Here is a 15,851-nt window from a genome sequence, read left to right as displayed (position 1 = left end):
CAACCCGGATCTCGCCCTCGCCCGGGATGCGACAGGACCGAGATCGGCCGACCGCATCCGCGCCTCCTAGCCAGCCGGAGACCCCGCATGTCCCGCACCCTCCCCGACCGCGACCCCGACGTCTTCGAGGCCATCACCGCCGAGGAGCGCCGCCAACGCGACGAGCTGGAGCTGATCGCCTCGGAGAACTACACGAGCCGAGCCGTCATGGAAGCGGTCGGGTCGGTCCTCACGAACAAGTACGCCGAGGGGCTCCCCGGCCGACGCTACTACGGCGGCTGCGAGCACGTCGACACCGTCGAGCGCCTCGCCATCGACCGCGCCAAGACCCTCTTCGGGGCCGACCACGCCAACGTCCAGCCCCACTCCGGTGCCTCGGCCAACATGGCGGTCTACTTCGCCAGCCTGGAGATCGGCGACACGGTGCTGGCGATGGACCTCGCCCACGGCGGCCACCTGACCCACGGCATGCCGCTGAACTACTCCGGCCGCTGGTACAACACGATCGGCTACGGCCTCGACCGCCAGACCGAGCGGATCGACTACGACGCCATCGCCCGCCTCGCCCGGGAGCACAAGCCCAAGCTGATCCTCGCCGGCGCCAGCGCCTACTCCCGGATCATCGAGTTCGACCGGATCGCCGAGGTCGCCCGCGAGGTCGGCGCCGTCTTCTTCGTCGACATGGCCCACATCGCCGGCCTCGTCGCCGCCGGCCTGCACCCGAACCCCGTCCCCGAAGCCGACTTCGTCACCACAACCACGCACAAGACCCTCCGAGGCCCCCGCGGCGGCATCGTCCTGTGCAAGTCCGATTGGGCGAAGAAGCTCGACTCCGCCGTCTTCCCCGGCCTCCAGGGAGGCCCGCTGGAGCACGTCATCGCCGGCAAAGCCGTCTGCTTCGGCGAGGCCCTCTCCGACGACTTCAAGGCCTACTGCTCCCAGGTGATCGCCAATGCCCGCACCCTCGGCGAGGAACTCACCCGGGCCGGCTTCCGCCTCATCTCCGGAGGCACCGACAACCACCTGATCCTCGTCGACGTCACCACCAAGGGCCTCACCGGGAAGATCGCCGAGGCCGCCCTCGGCCGGGCCGGAATCACGGTCAACAAGAACCTGATCCCCTTCGACCCCCGCAAGCCCCTGGACCCCAGCGGCATCCGCCTCGGCACCCCCGCCCTGACCACCCGCGGGATGAAGGAGGACGCCATCCGCCAGGTCGCCTCCTGGATCGTGACCATCCTCGACGCCCCCGACGACACGCCCCTCGCCGCCCGCGTCCGAGGCCAGATCGCCGAGTTCAGCCGAGACTACCCCGTCCCCGCCGACGCCTCCTCCCCGGCCGTCGCCTGACCCTCCCCGCCGGGGGCGAGGCGGAACCGCCTCGCCCCCCTCCCCTCGACTCCCCGGCGATCCTCCCCCCCGGTCGGGGCCGCCCTTCCCCCTTGTCCCCGGTCTGGCCGGTTGACCATCATCACGATGATGGCTAAGATTGCGACGATTCGCGATCCGACGAGCCGGGGAGGGAGGAGCCATGACGGTCGAGACCGCTTCGGGGCCGAGGATTGACCTGGAGGAGGCGAACCGTCGTCTGGACGGGGCCTCGGCCTGGGATATTCTGCGCTGGTCGGTCGAGACGTTCGGCCCGAGGCTGACGATGGCCACCGCCTTCGGCCCGGAGGGCTGCGCGATCCTGCACATGCTCTCGCACGTCGACCCCGATCGGCAGGTCCGCGTCTTCAACCTCGACACGGGCTACCAGTTCCCCGAGACCCTGGCCCTCCGAGACCGGATCGCCGAGCGCTACGGCATCGAAGTCGAGCTGGTCCGGGCCGACACTACGGTCGAGCAGTTCGAGGAGAGCAACGGCGGGCCCGTCTACGCGACCGATCCGGATCGCTGCTGCTTCGAGCGGAAGATCGTCCCCCTGCGCCGGGCGGTCGTCGGCTACGATGCCTGGATCTCCTCCATCCGGGCCGACCAGTCCGAGCACCGGGCCCGGGCGAGCCTCGTCGGCTGGGACCGGAAGTTCGACCTGGTGAAGGTCAACCCGCTGCTCCGCTGGTCCCGACGCGACGTCTGGGCGTTCGTCGTCGCCAACAAGGTGCCGTACAATCCCCTGCACGATCAGGGGTATCCTTCGATCGGATGCTGGCCGTGCACCCGGCCCGTCGCCGAGGGGGAGACCGACGAACGCGCCGGCCGATGGGCCGGCCAGGCCAAGACCGAGTGCGGCCTCCACTCCCTCGACAGCAGCCAGCTCTGACGGGGCGTTTCCGTTCGTGACGGGCTGGCGGCATCAGGGCATGGCTCCTCCCCGGCCCGCCACGCCGGATCGGGGAGGCCGCCTCAGGAGGCGGCCCCGAACGCAACCTGATCCTTCGCCTCCCCACCGCCGGTTGTTGGTTGCTCTCTGATCTCCTCCGCCCTCATGAAGCGCTCCGCCAAGGCCGAATACGCCTGCCTCGCCATGCTCGCCCTGGCCCGACACCGGCCAGAAGAGCCGCCGATGCGCATCCGGGAGATCTCCGAGGCGCAGGGGATCCCCGAACGGTACCTCGTGCAGATCCTGCTTTATCTGAAGGGTGCGGGACTCGTCTCCAGCGTCCGGGGGGCCTCGGGAGGCTACCGCCTGACCCGTCCTCCGGACCGGATCTCGATCGCCGAGGTCCTGATGGCGATTGACGGGCCCGAGGAGCACCCGAGGGAGCCCCAGAACCCCGAGGCGAGGGCCCTGACGTCGGTCTGGGAGGAGGTCCGCCGCGCCGAGCAGGCCGTGCTTGACCGCATCAGCCTGGCGGACCTCACGGAGCGGGCCGCTCCCCGAGACTGGGTGATCTGAGGGGCCGTCGATTCTGGTCATCGGCCGGGATCCGGCGTCGCCCCCGCTCGCTTGTATCTGTTATCATACGCAACAACGTGTGCGAACGACCGACCGCCGCCACCACCCCGAACGAAGGAGACCCTGACGATTCCTGCCTCAACCCCCGTCGCCGGTCCGAACACCCCCTACGGCGGATCGCTGGTCAACCTGATCGTCGACGACGCCCGAGCCGCCGAGATGCGGGCGACCGCCAAGGATTATCCCAGCCTGACCCTCGACGAGCGGGGCCTCTGCGACCTCGAGCTGCTCGCCACCGGCGGCTTCTCCCCGCTGACCACCTTCATGGGCAAGGCCGACTACGACCGAGTGGTCGCCGAGATGCGGCTGGCCGACGGCACGCTCTGGCCGCTCCCGGTGACCCTCCCGGTCGACCCCTCGCAGGTCGTCGAGGGGAAGCCGCTGGCCCTCCGAGACGTCTACGGCAACCTGCTGGCCTTCCTCCACGTCGAGGAGGTCTTCGCCTGCGACAAGGAGGCCGAGGCCAAGGGGGCTTACGGCACCACCGACGCCAAGCACCCCTCCGTCGCCTATCTGGCCAAGCTGCCCGGCCATTACGCCTCCGGCAAGCTCGAGGTCATTCGCGTCCCGCCGCACTACGACTTCGTCGAACTCCGCCAGACTCCCGCCGAGCTCCGCAAGGTCTTCGCCGAGAAGGGCTGGTCCAAGGTCGTCGCCTTCCAGACCCGCAATCCCCTGCACCGCGCCCACGAGGAGCTGACCAAGCGCGCCGCCGCTCAGGTCGGCGGCGGCCTGCTGATCCACCCGGTCGTCGGCGTGACCAAGCCCGGAGACGTCGACCACTTCACCCGGGTCCGCTGCTACCGAGCCCTGGTCGACGACTACTACGACCCCAACACCGCCGTCCTCAGCCTCCTGCCGCTGGCCATGCGCATGGCCGGCCCTCGCGAGGCGCTCTTCCACGCCATCATCCGCCGCAACTTCGGCTGCACCCACCTGATCGTCGGCCGGGACCACGCCGGCCCCGGCAACGACTCCTCGGGCAAGCCCTTCTACGGGCCGTATGACGCCCAGGAGTACATGCAGAAGTACGGCGACGAGATCGGCATGGGCATGGTTGACTTCAAGTTGATGGTCTACCTGCCCGACGAGGACCGCTACTGCGCCGTCGACGAGGTCCCCCAGGGCGCTCGGACCGCCAACATCTCCGGCACCCAGGTCCGCGACGACTACCTCGCCAAAGGGATCCCCCTGCCCGAGTGGTTCAGCCGCCCCGAGGTCGCCGAGATCCTCCGCGAGACCAACCCGCCGAAGTTCGCCCAGGGCTTGACGATCTGGTTCACCGGCCTCTCCGGCTCGGGCAAGAGCACCATCGCCCACGCCCTGACCGAGCGGCTGGCCGAGTACGGCCGCAACGCCTCGATGCTCGACGGCGACGAGATCCGCACCCACCTCTCCAAGGGGCTCGGCTTCTCCAAGGAGGACCGGGACACCAACATCCGTCGCGTCGGCTACGTCGCCGGCCTGGTCGCCAAGCACGGCGGCACGATCCTCTGCTCGGTCATCAGCCCGTACCGGAGCACCCGAGACGAGGCCCGAGCGATGTCCCAGGGGAACTTCGTCGAGGTCTTCTGCGACACCCCGATCGAGGTCTGCGAGCAGCGCGACGTCAAGGGGCTCTACGCCAAGGCCCGCAACGCCGTCGCCGAAGGCAAGGGGATGGGCTTCACCGGCGTCGACGACCCGTACGAGGCCCCGCTCAACCCCGAGGTCACCCTCGACACCAGCAAGCTCTCGGTCAGCGAATGCGCCGACCGGATCATCGACAAATTGCTCGAACTCGGGTACATTCAACCTCACGGCCACCGCTGATCCCCTCCCGGGTCGGCGGCCGGACCCCCGCAAACAGGAAGGGACGCCGACGAGGACCACGGAGGGTCCGACATGCCTCATCCCACCCGATCCCACGGACGGGCCCCGGATCCGGCCTCTCCGGCCGAGTCTGGGGTCCGTGTCGATTCCCCCCCCTCCCCCGACTCCCGCACCGACCTCGACCGCTGCGCCGCCCTCGCTGCCGATCGCCTGGTGCCGATCGCCACCGCCGGGCTCTGCCTGCTCATGCTCGCCTGCTGGGTCCCCCACTATCTGACCTGGCCCTGGTGGCCCGATCTCGACACCTTCGCCGCCGCGGCCATCTGCTGGGCACAGGGGATCCGGCCCTACCGCGACATCCTCGGCTATTCCTTCCCCGGGCCGATCTACCTCTTCTACGGACTCGATGCCACCCTCGGCGCCGGCTCCACCTGGCCGATCTACGCCCTCGACGCCGCCATGGTCGCCGGCCTCGGCCTGATGCTCGCCCTCTGGTCCCGGCGCCGGTTCGGCCGGTGGTGGCCGGGGCTGATCGGCGCGGCATCGATCTTGAATCATTACACGAACTTGAATTTCTCGCTGGTCGCCCAGCGCGACTGGCAGACGATCTGGTTCGTGGTCCTCGCCCTGCTCTCGCCCTCGGTCTGGCCCGGCCGACCCGGCCGGATCGCCTCGGCGCTGGCGACCGCCGCCGCCCTCGCCTTCCGGCCGCATGCCGTCCTGTTCGTGCCGGCCCTCTTGCTCGCGGTCGCCCAGGGGGCCGGGGATCAGGACCGAGGGGAACACCGCCGACGTCTCCGCGCGCTGCTGGAGTGGGCGACCGCGGCGGCCCTCGCCACCGCCCTGGCGTTCTCCCCTCTGATCGCTCAGGGGCTGCTCGACGACCTGGTCCGCAACCTCCGACTCGCCTCCTACGGCAGCCACTACAGCCGGGCCACGCCGGCCGGGATGCTCGGGGAGGTCGTCCGCCAGCTCTCCGCGCTCGGCTGGGTTGCCGTGCCCGCGGCGGTGGCCCTGCTCGCCGGGGGAGTCGGCGAGCCGATCCGACGCGAGGCCCGCACCTGGCTCCTTGCCGCCTCCTGCGTGCTCCTGTACAAGCCGCTCCACCCCCGGTCGCACGACTACCTGGACCAGCCCCGCTGGGTCGTCTGGTCCGTCCTGCTCGCGATGCTCTCGGCGATCGTCTGCTCGCTGCCGATCCGATCGAGCCGCCTCCGCCTGGCCGCGGCGATCGCCCTGCTGGCCGTCGCCGTGCCCTCGAAGCCCACCTTCTGCAACCCAGGAGCCTCGCTCGCCGCCCTCTCCTCCCTGATCGGGGGCCCGCTTCCCTCGGGGCCGGCCGAGGCCCCTCCCGGGTATCTCCATCACGGCACGCCCTACGACGCCGCCCTCTACCCCTGGGACGACTATCGCCGAGCCCTGGACCACCTCCGGCACGAGGTCCCCCGCTCGACCGCGGTCGCCAACCTGATGGGCTACCAGCTCGCCGCCGTTGGGGCCACGGGCCATCGTCCCGTCTTCCGGAACGAGTCGGGCCTGCTCTGGAAGAGTCAGGTCGGGCTCGACGACTCCTATTTCATCGCCCAGCTCGAGGAGGAGCCCGACTCCGTCGTCCTCTGGACCCCCTCCGCCGAAGGGCCTGAGCCCGGCCTCGTCTCCCCGGCTCTGTCCTCCGCGGTCGAACGGCTCTACGAGCCGGCCGAGCGGTTCGGGGTCATCGAAGTCTGGCGGAGGAAGCCGAGTCTCCCCTGAGTCGATGCCCGATCAACCGAGCAGCATCGCCCGGATCCCCTCGGTCGAGACGGGGGCGATCACCCCCTTCTCGGTGATGATCCCCGAGATCAGGCGAGCGGGGGTCACGTCGAAGGCCGGGTTGTAGACGTCGACGCCGTCGGGCACCGTCTGCCGGCCGAAGCCGTGAGTGACCTCCCGGGGGTCGCGCTCCTCGATCGGGATGAGGGAGCCGTCCGGCAGCGCCAGATCGAACGTGCTCGAGGGGGCCGCCACGTAGAACGGGATCTCGTGGGCCCGGGCCGCCAGGGCGACGCCGTAAGTGCCGATCTTGTTCGCCGAGTCGCCGTTGGCCGCGATCCGGTCGGCCCCAACGACGACCGCCTGGACCCTCCCCTCCTTCATCACCTGAGCAGCCATGCTGTCGCAGATCACGGTCACCGGGATGTTCCGGCGTTGCAGCTCCCAGGCGGTGAGCCGAGCCCCCTGGAGCAGGGGCCGGGTTTCATCGGCGTACACGTGAACGCTCTTACCCTGTTCGGCCGCCGAGAAGATCACGGCCAGGGCCGTACCGTAATCGGACGTCGCCAGGCCTCCGGCGTTGCAGTGGGTCAGCACCCCCTGCCCCTGCCCGATCAGCTCGGCGCCGTGGCGGCCGATCGCCCGGCACATCGCCCGGTCTTCCTGCTCGATCGTCTTTGCTTCGAGCAGCAGCCGATCGAGCAGGGCCGCCGGGGAATCGGCGAGGGCCGCTTCGGCCTCGCCGACTCGGTCCATCCGGTCGAGCGCCCAGAACAGGTTGACCGCCGTCGGTCGGCTGGTCCGGAGGCGAGCGGTCGATGCTCGGAGGGCGTCCCGCACCGTCTCGATCGACGCCAGGCCCCGCCTTCTCGCCCCGAGCACCGCCCCGAAGGCCGCGGCGACGCCGATGGCCGGCGCGCCGCGGACCCGGAGCATCGTGATCGCCTCCCAGACCGTCTCCACGTCCGGGCAGTCGATCTGAAGAAACTCGGAAGGCAATCGGGTCTGGTCGATCAGCCGGACGACGCCCTCGCCGGCCGATCCGACCCAGCCGACGGTCTCCAGCGTCGGCCCGACGGTGGGACCGGTCGTCGGCTCGACGCTCATTCGTCCTCGTCCTCGTCGTCCTCCTCGATCTCCTCGGGGTCGATCCAGGAGTAGAACTCGGAGTACAGCTTCCAGATCGTCCGCATCGCCTTCTCGGACTCGTCCCCCTTCAGGGGGGCGTGCTCTCCCGAGTAGCCGGCGACCCGGGAGGCGAGGTCGAGCAGCTCGAGGTTCTGCTGCCGCATCGACAGGAAGATCTGGGTGCGAGACTCGGCGCCGAGTTCCTGGAGCAGCTCGCTGGGGTCGATCTCTTCGTGGTCGTGGTGCTCGTGCTCGTGGCCGTTATCCATGGGGGGCTCCGGGGAGGAGAGGGTCAGAGAGGGGCGGGTGGCTCGGGTCGATCAGGCCGCGTCGGTCCAGGGAACGAACGGCAGGCCAAAGGTCTCGGCGACGGGCAGGTTGGTGACCCGTCCTTCGATCACGTTGATGCCCCGGGCGATGCCCGGGGACTGCTCCGCGACGGCTCGCCAGCCCCGGTCCGCCAGCTTCATCGCGTAGGGAAGCGTGACGTTGCAGAGGGCGTAGGTGCTGGTTCGGCCGACGGCGCCGGGCATGTTCGTCACGCAGTAGTGGACCACGTCCTCGACGACGAAGGTCGGGTGCCGGTGGGTCGTCGGCTTGCTCGTCTCGAAGCAGCCGCCCTGGTCGATGGCGACGTCGACGATCACCGCCCCCGGCTTCATCCGCCTCAGGTCGTCCCGGGTGACGAGCCGGGGGGCTCGGGCTCCGGCGATGAGCACGGCGCCGATGACCAGATCGGCCCGCTCGATCGACTCCCGGATCGTGTGCCGGTCGGAATAGAGCGTGGTCACGTTCGGGGGCATGATGTCGTCGAGGTAGCGCAGGCGGTCGAGGTTGATGTCCAGGATCCGGACGTTCGCCCCCAGGCCCGCGGCCACCTTCGCGGCGTTCGAGCCGACGATGCCGCCCCCCAGGATCGCCACCTCCGCCGGGGCCACGCCGGGAACGCCCGCCAGCAAGATCCCGCGCCCTTCCTGCGGCCGTTCCAGGAACTTGGCCCCTTGCTGGATGCTCATCCGGCCGGCGACCTCGCTCATCGGCGTCAGCAGCGGCAGGTGCCCGCGGTTGTCGGCGATCGTCTCGTAGGCGATGGCGACGATCTTGCTGTCGATGACCGCCCGGGTCAGGGCCTCGTCGGCGGCGAAGTGGAAGTAGGTGAAGACCACCTGGCCGGGACGCATCATCGGCCATTCGGCCGGCTGCGGCTCCTTGACCTTCACCACCAGGTCGGCCTTCGACCAGATCTCGGCCCGATCGGCGACCACCGTCGCGCCGACGGCCTCATAATCCGAATCGAACAGCCCGCTGCCCGAGCCGGCGCCCGACTCGACCAGCACCGAATGCCCGGCGGCGGTCAGCTCCTCGGCCCCAACCGGCAGCAGCCCGACCCGGTACTCGTCCTCCTTGACCTCCCGGGGCACCCCGACGATCATGGCTCGGCTCCGAACGCGAGACGGGCGAGAAGGTGATTCCCTATTCGACCAGAGCGCAGGGCATCACCGCAAGCCGGGCCTCGAACCGGCCCGGCGAACCGACCGAACCGCTTCGGGACGCGCCTCGAGACCCGGCGCTGTGGAGAGCGAGGCGGGGGGGACAATCCCCCCTTCCCGCCTCGATCGGCCGGGAGACGATCGGTCTCCCAGCCTTCGAGTTGATCGAGGCCCCGGGGACCGGCCCTCTCGGCGCGGGGGGGATCAAGCCTGGGCCGCCGCCTTCGGATTCTTCCGGCGCGCCTGGTCGGCCCGCCAGTCGTCGAGCAGCGCCTTCAGCTCCTCGAAGGTGACGCCGCCGTGGTCATCCCCCGACTCCCACCGCTTGAGCAGCTCTCGGTGCCGCTCTCGGAGCGGCCCCTTGGGCAGAAACTTCCCCCGGAACTTCTTGAGCACCTTCAGCCGGGGGTCAGGCGCGGGGCGTTCGGCGTTCTCTTGCGCGGCCATCGGGATCGTGTCCGTTTCGGTGGATCGACGAACGAGGCCGCGCAGGCGCGCGGCCGCTGAAGCGAATCACTATACCGGGAGGAAGCCGCCCGCTTCAAGGTGAACCCAGGAGGCCAGGAGGAGACGCGGTAACGGATTCTGGTCGTCCGGAGGACGGTCTGGCCGAATCGCCTGGGATTCTCAACGGATCGGTCTTCGGCCCTACCGAGGAGGCAAGAATCGGGGTGCTCCCTCCAGGAGCACGCACGGTCGCCGGAACCCGGGTGCCTGGGATCGGCTGGGAACTCAAGTCGTGGTCCGGTGTCGCCAGACGGCGATGGCCCCGGCCCCTCGGGCGAGAAGCCGACCGATCACCGCGATGCGCCTCGCAACCAGCCCCCGAGGAGACGGCCTCAGCCCAATCCTACGGTGGTTCCACCGACCGGGAGCTTCAGGAGATCGGATCAGCGGCTCAACACGATCGTCAACAAGATCGAGGAGTCGCTGATGCTCCGAACCGAATGAGGCTCCCCGGCATTGAGATACAGCATTTGTCCCGCCTGAAGCACGCGAGTTGTTCCCAACACGGTCAAGGCGATCTCTCCTTCAAGACAGTGCACCGTGATCTCGCCGGGGGCTCTGTGTTCCGCGATCTCCTTCCCCGCCGCCATCACCAGCCGAACGACTTCGATGGCCTGGGTTTTGAACAGCGTCTTGGTTCTCTCTGTGGTCAAAGACGTTCCCAGGGGGCGCAGGTCAATCACCTCGCCGGGAGCCGCATGGGGAATCGCCATCACTCACCTCCTTCGGATTCCGCCATCAGAGTTTCCTCTCAATTGTCAGAAGCCGATACAAGCGATTCAACACCATTCTCTCATCCAGCCCCCGTTCCTGGCACGCATAAGCCAACGACTTGCCGCCGCAGCAGTAATCAATCCCCAATGCTCGGAACACCGCCAAGGTTTCGGGATGCTCGATGACCCAATCGGGGACCGACGTATCGAGATCGCACGAAGTCATTCCGTTTCCACCTTGCGGAACGAATGGCCGGTCTTCAACCCGGCCACGAAGACGACGAGGGCCACGGCTCCCAGGAAAAAGAGTGTGTCTCCCGGCACTCGCATCCAACGAAGCCATTGCATGAGGTCCGTCTGCATGAACTCCGGGCTTCGGGCATACCAGTAACCATGCTCGACCGAGGCCCACGTCTGCATCAGGCCGACCGGTAAGAGGCTTAAGACACACATCGCCATCAGTCCCCCGTTCATCGCCCAGAACGAGAACCTGAGCGTTCCGTCCTTCCACTCCCTTCCGGGGATCAAGGCGCGCAAGCAGACGAGCATCAAGCCGATGCCGAGCATCCCGTAGACCCCGAACAGCGCCGCATGACCGTGGACGGGGGTCGTGTTCAGCCCTTGCATATAATACAAGGCGATCGGCGGATTAATCATGAACCCAAACAATCCGGCCCCGATCATATTCCAGAAGGCCACCGCCACGAAGAAGTAGATTGGCCACTTGTACCGTTGGACCCACGGTGTCAAATGGGACCGCCGCAGGTCTTCCATCGCGTCGAATCCCACCAGCGCCAACGGCACCACCTCAAGAGCGCTAAAAACCGACCCCCATGCCAGGGCTACCGTGGGTGTCCCGGAAAAATACAAATGATGGCACGTTCCGATGATCCCTCCCGCTAGAAAGATCGTCGCCGAGAGCAGCGCGGCCGCCGCCGCAACGCCAGGCCGGATCAAGCCGAGCCTCATGAAGAAGAAGGCGATGACAGTCGTGGCGAACACCTCGAAGAAGCCCTCGACCCACAGGTGCACAACCCACCACCGCCAGTATTCGACCATCGACAGATGAGAATGTCGTCCCCATGTGAGTCCAGCCCCATAAAAAAGGGCGATGGCGGCAGTCGCCACGGCCAGCAGTGTCACGAGTTGCTTCTGCTCCCCCCCGCGTCGGAGCGCTGGCAGCAGCGCCCGCACCATGAGAATCAGCCAAAACAAGAGGCCGAGAAAGAGTGCGATCTGCCAGGCTCGCCCCAAATCAACGTATTCGTACCCCTGATGACCAAAGTAGAATGAGGTGCGATCGGTGAGCTGATTCCGCACGCTCAGCCATTGACCGGTCAACGACCCGCCCACCACCAGCAACAAAGCCAGGAAGAGTAGGTCGACGCCAAGGCGTTGTCCTCTTGGCTCGTGCTCGCTCACCAGCGGGCCGATGAAAAGTCCCGCCGCCAACCAAGCGGTCGCGATCCAGAACAAGCCCGTCTGCACATGCCAGGTTCGAGTGACACTGTACGGCAACCATTTCGAGAGCGGGATGCCGTAGAATCCATCGCCTTCGACTCCGTAGTGCGCGGTGACTACTCCCAGCAACATTTGCACGAGAACCAGCGCCGCGACAACCCAGAAATATTTGATTGTAGCCCGTTGCGATGGCGTGGCGACCCATTGGCCGAGCGGGTCCGAGTCGGGTAATGACGAAGACACATTCTCTGACTTACGGGCGGCGTACCACCAGACCATCGCCGAGATGCCCGCCAGGAGCATGATGATGCTCACGCCGGTCCAGACCACGGTTTCGCCCGTGGCTCGATTGCCCACCAGGGGTTCGTAGGGCCAGTTTTGCGTATAGGTGACGTCGGAACCGGGACGATTTGTGGACGCCGCCCACGAGGTCCAGAAGAAAAACGCCGACAGCGTCTTCATCCGGTCGGCGTTAGTCACGGTGTCTTTGGGGATGGCATACTCGGCTCTGCCGTTGGCGAACACGTCCGAATAGTGTTCGAGATTGGCCTCGAATGCCTCGGCCCGAATGCTGGGCAGAGAGATGGTTCTTGAGTCGGGGTCGAACGTGTTGCTCCTCATGACCTCCGCCAAGCGGCCCTGAAGCTGGGCCTGCCGCTCTTCATCCAGTCTGGCATACTCCGCGCCAAACTCATCGGTCGCCCAGCGGTCGAGAATGAACGTCGCCTCCCGATGCAGCCAATCCGCTGTCCAGTCCGGAGCGACGTAGCTGCCGTGTCCCCAGACGGAGCCGACCTCCATCCCTCCCAGCGATTGCCAGACGTTCTGACCTGCCAGAATCTCCCCTTCATCCGTGAGCATCTTCCCATCGTTCGACACGACTTTGGCGGGGATTGGCGGCATCTCCTGGTAGATCCGTGTGCCGATCCAGCCCAGGACAAGGAACGATGCGCCCATGACAATGATGAAGGCAATCCAAAGTCGCCGCATCGAATCTCCTCCGCGATCTCGTGTCGACCTCTTGGGCCGATTCCTCGACCTGCGAACGAGCAGGCAATCCTCGATCAGACGGTTGCAGTGAGGCCCCCGCGTTCGAGATCGCTCGATCCCGATGTCACATTATGGAACAACCAAACCATGACATGAGCTTGTTCCTTTTCTTGTGGGAGGACCGGCGTCGGATCGTGGTTCATCCAGGCGAGACGGTCGTCGAGGGTCCGTTCGATCCGCTCGAGGATGGAGTGGACGCCCCTCTTTCGAGGCCCGCTTGCATCTGGCCGACATCTCAGTACGACTCTAGGGTGTCCTTGCCGTACCTCAGGACTCTCCTCGGCTGCTCGACGAACTCGTGATCCAGGACCCGTCCGCGACCTTCCATCCGGATCGCTCCCCGTTTCGGCGTCCTGCCGACTGAGGAACGCCCTGGCCGAGATCCGACAGCCCTGGGTGGCGTCGAAGATCTCGGGTCGCCCTCCCTTCAACGGGTCGTCGTCGAGAGCCCGCGAGCGGGAGCGGCTGTCACTGACGTTTGACCACGTCCAACAGAAGGTGACGGGGCCGGTCGTGTCAAGGACCACGGCCCGGAACGATCTCACCGCGCTCCCCTGGCAGATCGGTCGCACTCGGAGGCCAGTCCTGATCGAGCCGGTCGTTCGCCACCGCTGAGGGCAGGTCTGGACGGCCCTCATGGTCGGGGTTGCTGGTTGTGGTGTGCCCCAAACCCTGACGAGCCGTTGAGCAGCGTCTGGAATCGGGAAACGAGCGTCCTCAGGTCGATTCCATCCGGACATCGCACCGAATCGGTCTGCCGACCTTAAGAAAAGAAGGCCGAGGCGATCAAGCCCGGCGAGCCCCGTTTACCTGGCCCAGTTGTCGCTGATGACCATGGTCAGAGCGGCGAGATGTCCTCGATCGCGTCAAGACGAATCTCGCTGGTTCTTAACGCGTCGTCCAATGAAGGCTGCCGATCGTCCGGCTGCCCCATCACGGGTGCCGAAACGAGACACCGAGCCGATCCGCCAGCTCGACGAGCTTGGCCCAGTGGCCTTCGGAGAGCGGAATGCCGTCCCGGGAGCGGGCCTCCAACACCGAGCGTTCCGGGTCGCCGGGCAGGGTGATGGCGTCGACCCCCTCGGCCGTCGGGGTGTTGCGGACGAACCGGCAGACGCCGGTCGACTCCCGCAGCATCGCCTCGGTCCCGGCGAACCGGGCCGGGTCGAGCAGCAGGAACAGCACGTTGTTCCCCCGGGCCGGCGGGGCCCCCTCGTGGCAGGCCCTCCCGCCGGAGAAGCCGGCCGAGAGCATGTCCAGCACCAACGCCAGGCCAAACCCCTTGTAGGCCTGGGCGCCCCCCATCGGCCGGATCGACCCGGAGGGCTGGGTATAGAGCACGCTCGGATCGGTCGTCGGCTGGCCCTGGGAATCGAGCAACCAGCCCTCGGGCACGGGCTGGTTGTTGATGTGGTAGACGCGGACCTTCCCCTCGGCCGCCACGCTGGTGCCGAAGTCGAGCACCACGGGGCCGTCCTCGGTGGGGACGGCGGCGCAGAGCGGGTTGGTCCCCAGCCTCGGCTCCAGGCCGCCAGGGGGAGCGACGCGCTGCCCGGCCCCGTTGTTGTTGACGGTCGCGATCAGCACCATTCCCTGCGCCGCCGCCCGCTCGGCGTACTCCCCAAGCCGGCCGATGTGCCCGCAGTCCTTCGCCGCTCCGGCGGCGACTCCGAGCTGCCGGGCCTTGGGGATCAGCAGGTCGAGCAGCCGGTGCGCCTGCACCTGCCCGAACCCCCATTGCGCATCCGCAACGACCGTTGCCGGTCCCTCGGACTCGACCTTCAGCCCCGCCCCCGGCCGATACACCCCCTCCTCGACGAACCCGACATACTGCGGCACCCGCATCACACCGTGCGAGTCGTGCCCCCTCAGGTTGGCCCCGACCAGTCCGTCGGCGACCACCTTCGCCTCCTCGGCCGGCACGCCGCAGGCCTCGAAGATTCGCACGGTGAAGTCGGTCAGGTCCTCGGCTCGGATGACGGGCACGGCGGGAGGCTCCGGCTCGGGTGGAGGGGGTTTTTCGGGCCCCCCGATGATACGATGGCCCTCCCCGATTGCAACCAGCGGGACGGGCCGCCGCCCCTCAGCAGAGCTCCCCTCGCAGCACCGTGACCGCCGAGCCGGCCAGCTCGACCCGGTCCCCGGCGACCCGGACCCGGACCGTCCCGCCCCGGGCGGAAACCTGCTCGCCGACCAGCTCCGATCGGCCCAGGCGATCCGCCCAGAACGGCCCGAGCGCGCAGTGCGCCGAGCCCGTCACCGGATCCTCGTCCACACCCGCCGCCGGGGCGAAGAAGCGGGAGACGAAGTCAACACCGGGCCGCTCGCATCGGGACGTGACGATCACCCCCCGGGTCGGGATCCGGCGCAGGAGGCCCGGGTCCGGGGCGAGCGATCGGACCTCCTCCTCGTCCTGGAGCAGCACCAGCAGATCCATCCGATTCCGGAAGGCGGGCCGGTCCGACTCCCCGATCGCCTCCAGGAGCCCGGCCACAGGCGGGCACCCGGCCACCGGCTCGGCCGGGAAGTCCAGGGCGATCAGACCGCCCGACCGGGTCGCGGAGAGCCGGCCGGAGCGCGTCTGGAAGGAGATCGGCGCGCCGATGGGCCGGTGGCCGTCCTCCCAGAGCACATGGGCGGCGGCCAGCGTGGCGTGCCCGCAAAGGTCGACCTCGACGGTCGGCGTGAACCAGCGAAGGCGGTAGGAGTCGGGAGCGTCCGGCCGAGGCTCGGGATGGAGGAAGGCCGTCTCCGAGAGGTTCATCTCCCGGGCGACCGCCTGCATCCAGCCCTCGTCCGCCGGCTGTTCGAGCACGCAAACCGCCGCCGGGTTCCCGGCGAACGGGCGATCGGTGAAGGCGTCGACCTGGATGATGCGCTGACCCATTGGCTCGGCTCCCCGGCAATCGGGACGGCCCCCTCGGGATCAATCGGGGGGCGGCGGTCCATCGGGCGATCGAGATCGAAGTCCAATCCCCACCTCCCCGAGCCGGACGGCGGCCCTCGGGTTCGCGGCGAGGCGCTCAGGCCGGCCAGCGG

14 protein-coding genes are annotated in these 15,851 nt (G+C 68.0%); 5 read left to right on the top strand and 9 right to left on the bottom strand.

Going from position 1 to position 15,851, the window contains the following annotated elements:
* Positions 1-87: 87 nt before the first annotated feature.
* The 5 genes from glyA to TsocGM_RS00500 all read left to right on the top strand — a co-directional run bounded on the left by glyA (position 88) and on the right by TsocGM_RS00500 (position 6,463).
* Positions 88-1,350 carry a serine hydroxymethyltransferase gene (gene glyA / locus TsocGM_RS00520; RefSeq protein WP_126723363.1) on the top strand — a complete coding sequence of 421 codons (1,263 nt, stop codon included), beginning with the start codon at positions 88-90 and terminating at the stop codon, positions 1,348-1,350.
* Positions 1,351-1,531: 181 nt separating this feature from the next.
* Positions 1,532-2,263, top strand: coding sequence for a phosphoadenylyl-sulfate reductase (locus tag TsocGM_RS00515; protein WP_126723362.1), 732 nt, complete (start codon positions 1,532-1,534; stop codon positions 2,261-2,263).
* A 165-nt stretch (positions 2,264-2,428) separates the two neighbouring features.
* Positions 2,429-2,839 carry an RrF2 family transcriptional regulator gene (locus TsocGM_RS00510; RefSeq protein ID WP_126723361.1) on the top strand — a complete coding sequence of 137 codons (411 nt, stop codon included), beginning with the start codon at positions 2,429-2,431 and terminating at the stop codon, positions 2,837-2,839.
* A gap of 129 nt (positions 2,840-2,968) precedes the next feature.
* The gene (locus tag TsocGM_RS00505; RefSeq protein ID WP_126723468.1) at positions 2,969-4,711 is read left to right on the top strand and encodes a bifunctional sulfate adenylyltransferase/adenylylsulfate kinase; all 1,743 of its coding nucleotides are present in this window, start codon (positions 2,969-2,971) and stop codon (positions 4,709-4,711) included.
* 72 nt (positions 4,712-4,783) lie between these two features.
* Positions 4,784-6,463, top strand: coding sequence for a hypothetical protein (locus TsocGM_RS00500; RefSeq protein ID WP_126723360.1), 1,680 nt, complete (start codon positions 4,784-4,786; stop codon positions 6,461-6,463).
* A gap of 12 nt (positions 6,464-6,475) precedes the next feature.
* Here the strand turns inward: TsocGM_RS00500 and mtnA are convergent, their stop codons facing one another.
* The 9 genes from mtnA to TsocGM_RS00455 all read right to left on the bottom strand — a co-directional run bounded on the left by mtnA (position 6,476) and on the right by TsocGM_RS00455 (position 15,699).
* A complete protein-coding gene (mtnA, locus tag TsocGM_RS00495; RefSeq protein ID WP_126723359.1) occupies positions 6,476-7,570 on the bottom strand; it encodes an S-methyl-5-thioribose-1-phosphate isomerase in 1,095 nt (364 codons plus the stop codon).
* Entirely contained in the window at positions 7,567-7,860 is a 294-nt protein-coding gene (locus TsocGM_RS00490; protein WP_126723358.1) for a hypothetical protein, read from the bottom strand. The genes mtnA and TsocGM_RS00490 overlap by 4 nt, the downstream gene beginning before the upstream one ends.
* 51 nt (positions 7,861-7,911) lie before the next feature.
* Entirely contained in the window at positions 7,912-9,024 is a 1,113-nt protein-coding gene (gene ald / locus TsocGM_RS00485) for an alanine dehydrogenase (protein WP_126723357.1), read from the bottom strand.
* A gap of 261 nt (positions 9,025-9,285) precedes the next feature.
* Entirely contained in the window at positions 9,286-9,528 is a 243-nt protein-coding gene (locus tag TsocGM_RS00480) for a hypothetical protein (protein WP_126723356.1), read from the bottom strand.
* A 443-nt stretch (positions 9,529-9,971) separates the two neighbouring features.
* The gene (locus TsocGM_RS00475) at positions 9,972-10,301 is read right to left on the bottom strand and encodes a cupin domain-containing protein (protein WP_126723355.1); all 330 of its coding nucleotides are present in this window, start codon (positions 10,299-10,301) and stop codon (positions 9,972-9,974) included.
* Positions 10,302-10,326: 25 nt separating this feature from the next.
* Positions 10,327-10,527 carry a DUF542 domain-containing protein gene (locus TsocGM_RS27835; RefSeq protein ID WP_126723354.1) on the bottom strand — a complete coding sequence of 67 codons (201 nt, stop codon included), beginning with the start codon at positions 10,525-10,527 and terminating at the stop codon, positions 10,327-10,329.
* On the bottom strand, positions 10,524-12,752 hold the full coding sequence (locus tag TsocGM_RS00465) for a nitric-oxide reductase large subunit (protein ID WP_126723353.1): 2,229 nt from the start codon (positions 12,750-12,752) through the stop codon (positions 10,524-10,526). Before TsocGM_RS00465 ends, TsocGM_RS27835 begins: the two co-directional genes overlap by 4 nt.
* A 993-nt stretch (positions 12,753-13,745) precedes the next feature.
* On the bottom strand, positions 13,746-14,798 hold the full coding sequence (locus TsocGM_RS00460) for an Ldh family oxidoreductase (protein ID WP_126723352.1): 1,053 nt from the start codon (positions 14,796-14,798) through the stop codon (positions 13,746-13,748).
* A 97-nt stretch (positions 14,799-14,895) separates the two neighbouring features.
* Positions 14,896-15,699: a PhzF family phenazine biosynthesis protein gene (locus TsocGM_RS00455; protein ID WP_126723351.1), complete on the bottom strand. Its 804-nt coding sequence runs from the start codon at positions 15,697-15,699 to the stop codon at positions 14,896-14,898.
* Between the last annotated feature and the right edge of the window lie 152 nt (positions 15,700-15,851).

Source organism: Tautonia sociabilis, assembly GCF_003977685.1.
GTDB classification, from domain to species: Bacteria; Planctomycetota; Planctomycetia; order Isosphaerales; family Isosphaeraceae; genus Tautonia; species Tautonia sociabilis.
This window is presented reverse-complemented; position numbering and strand designations above follow the sequence as displayed.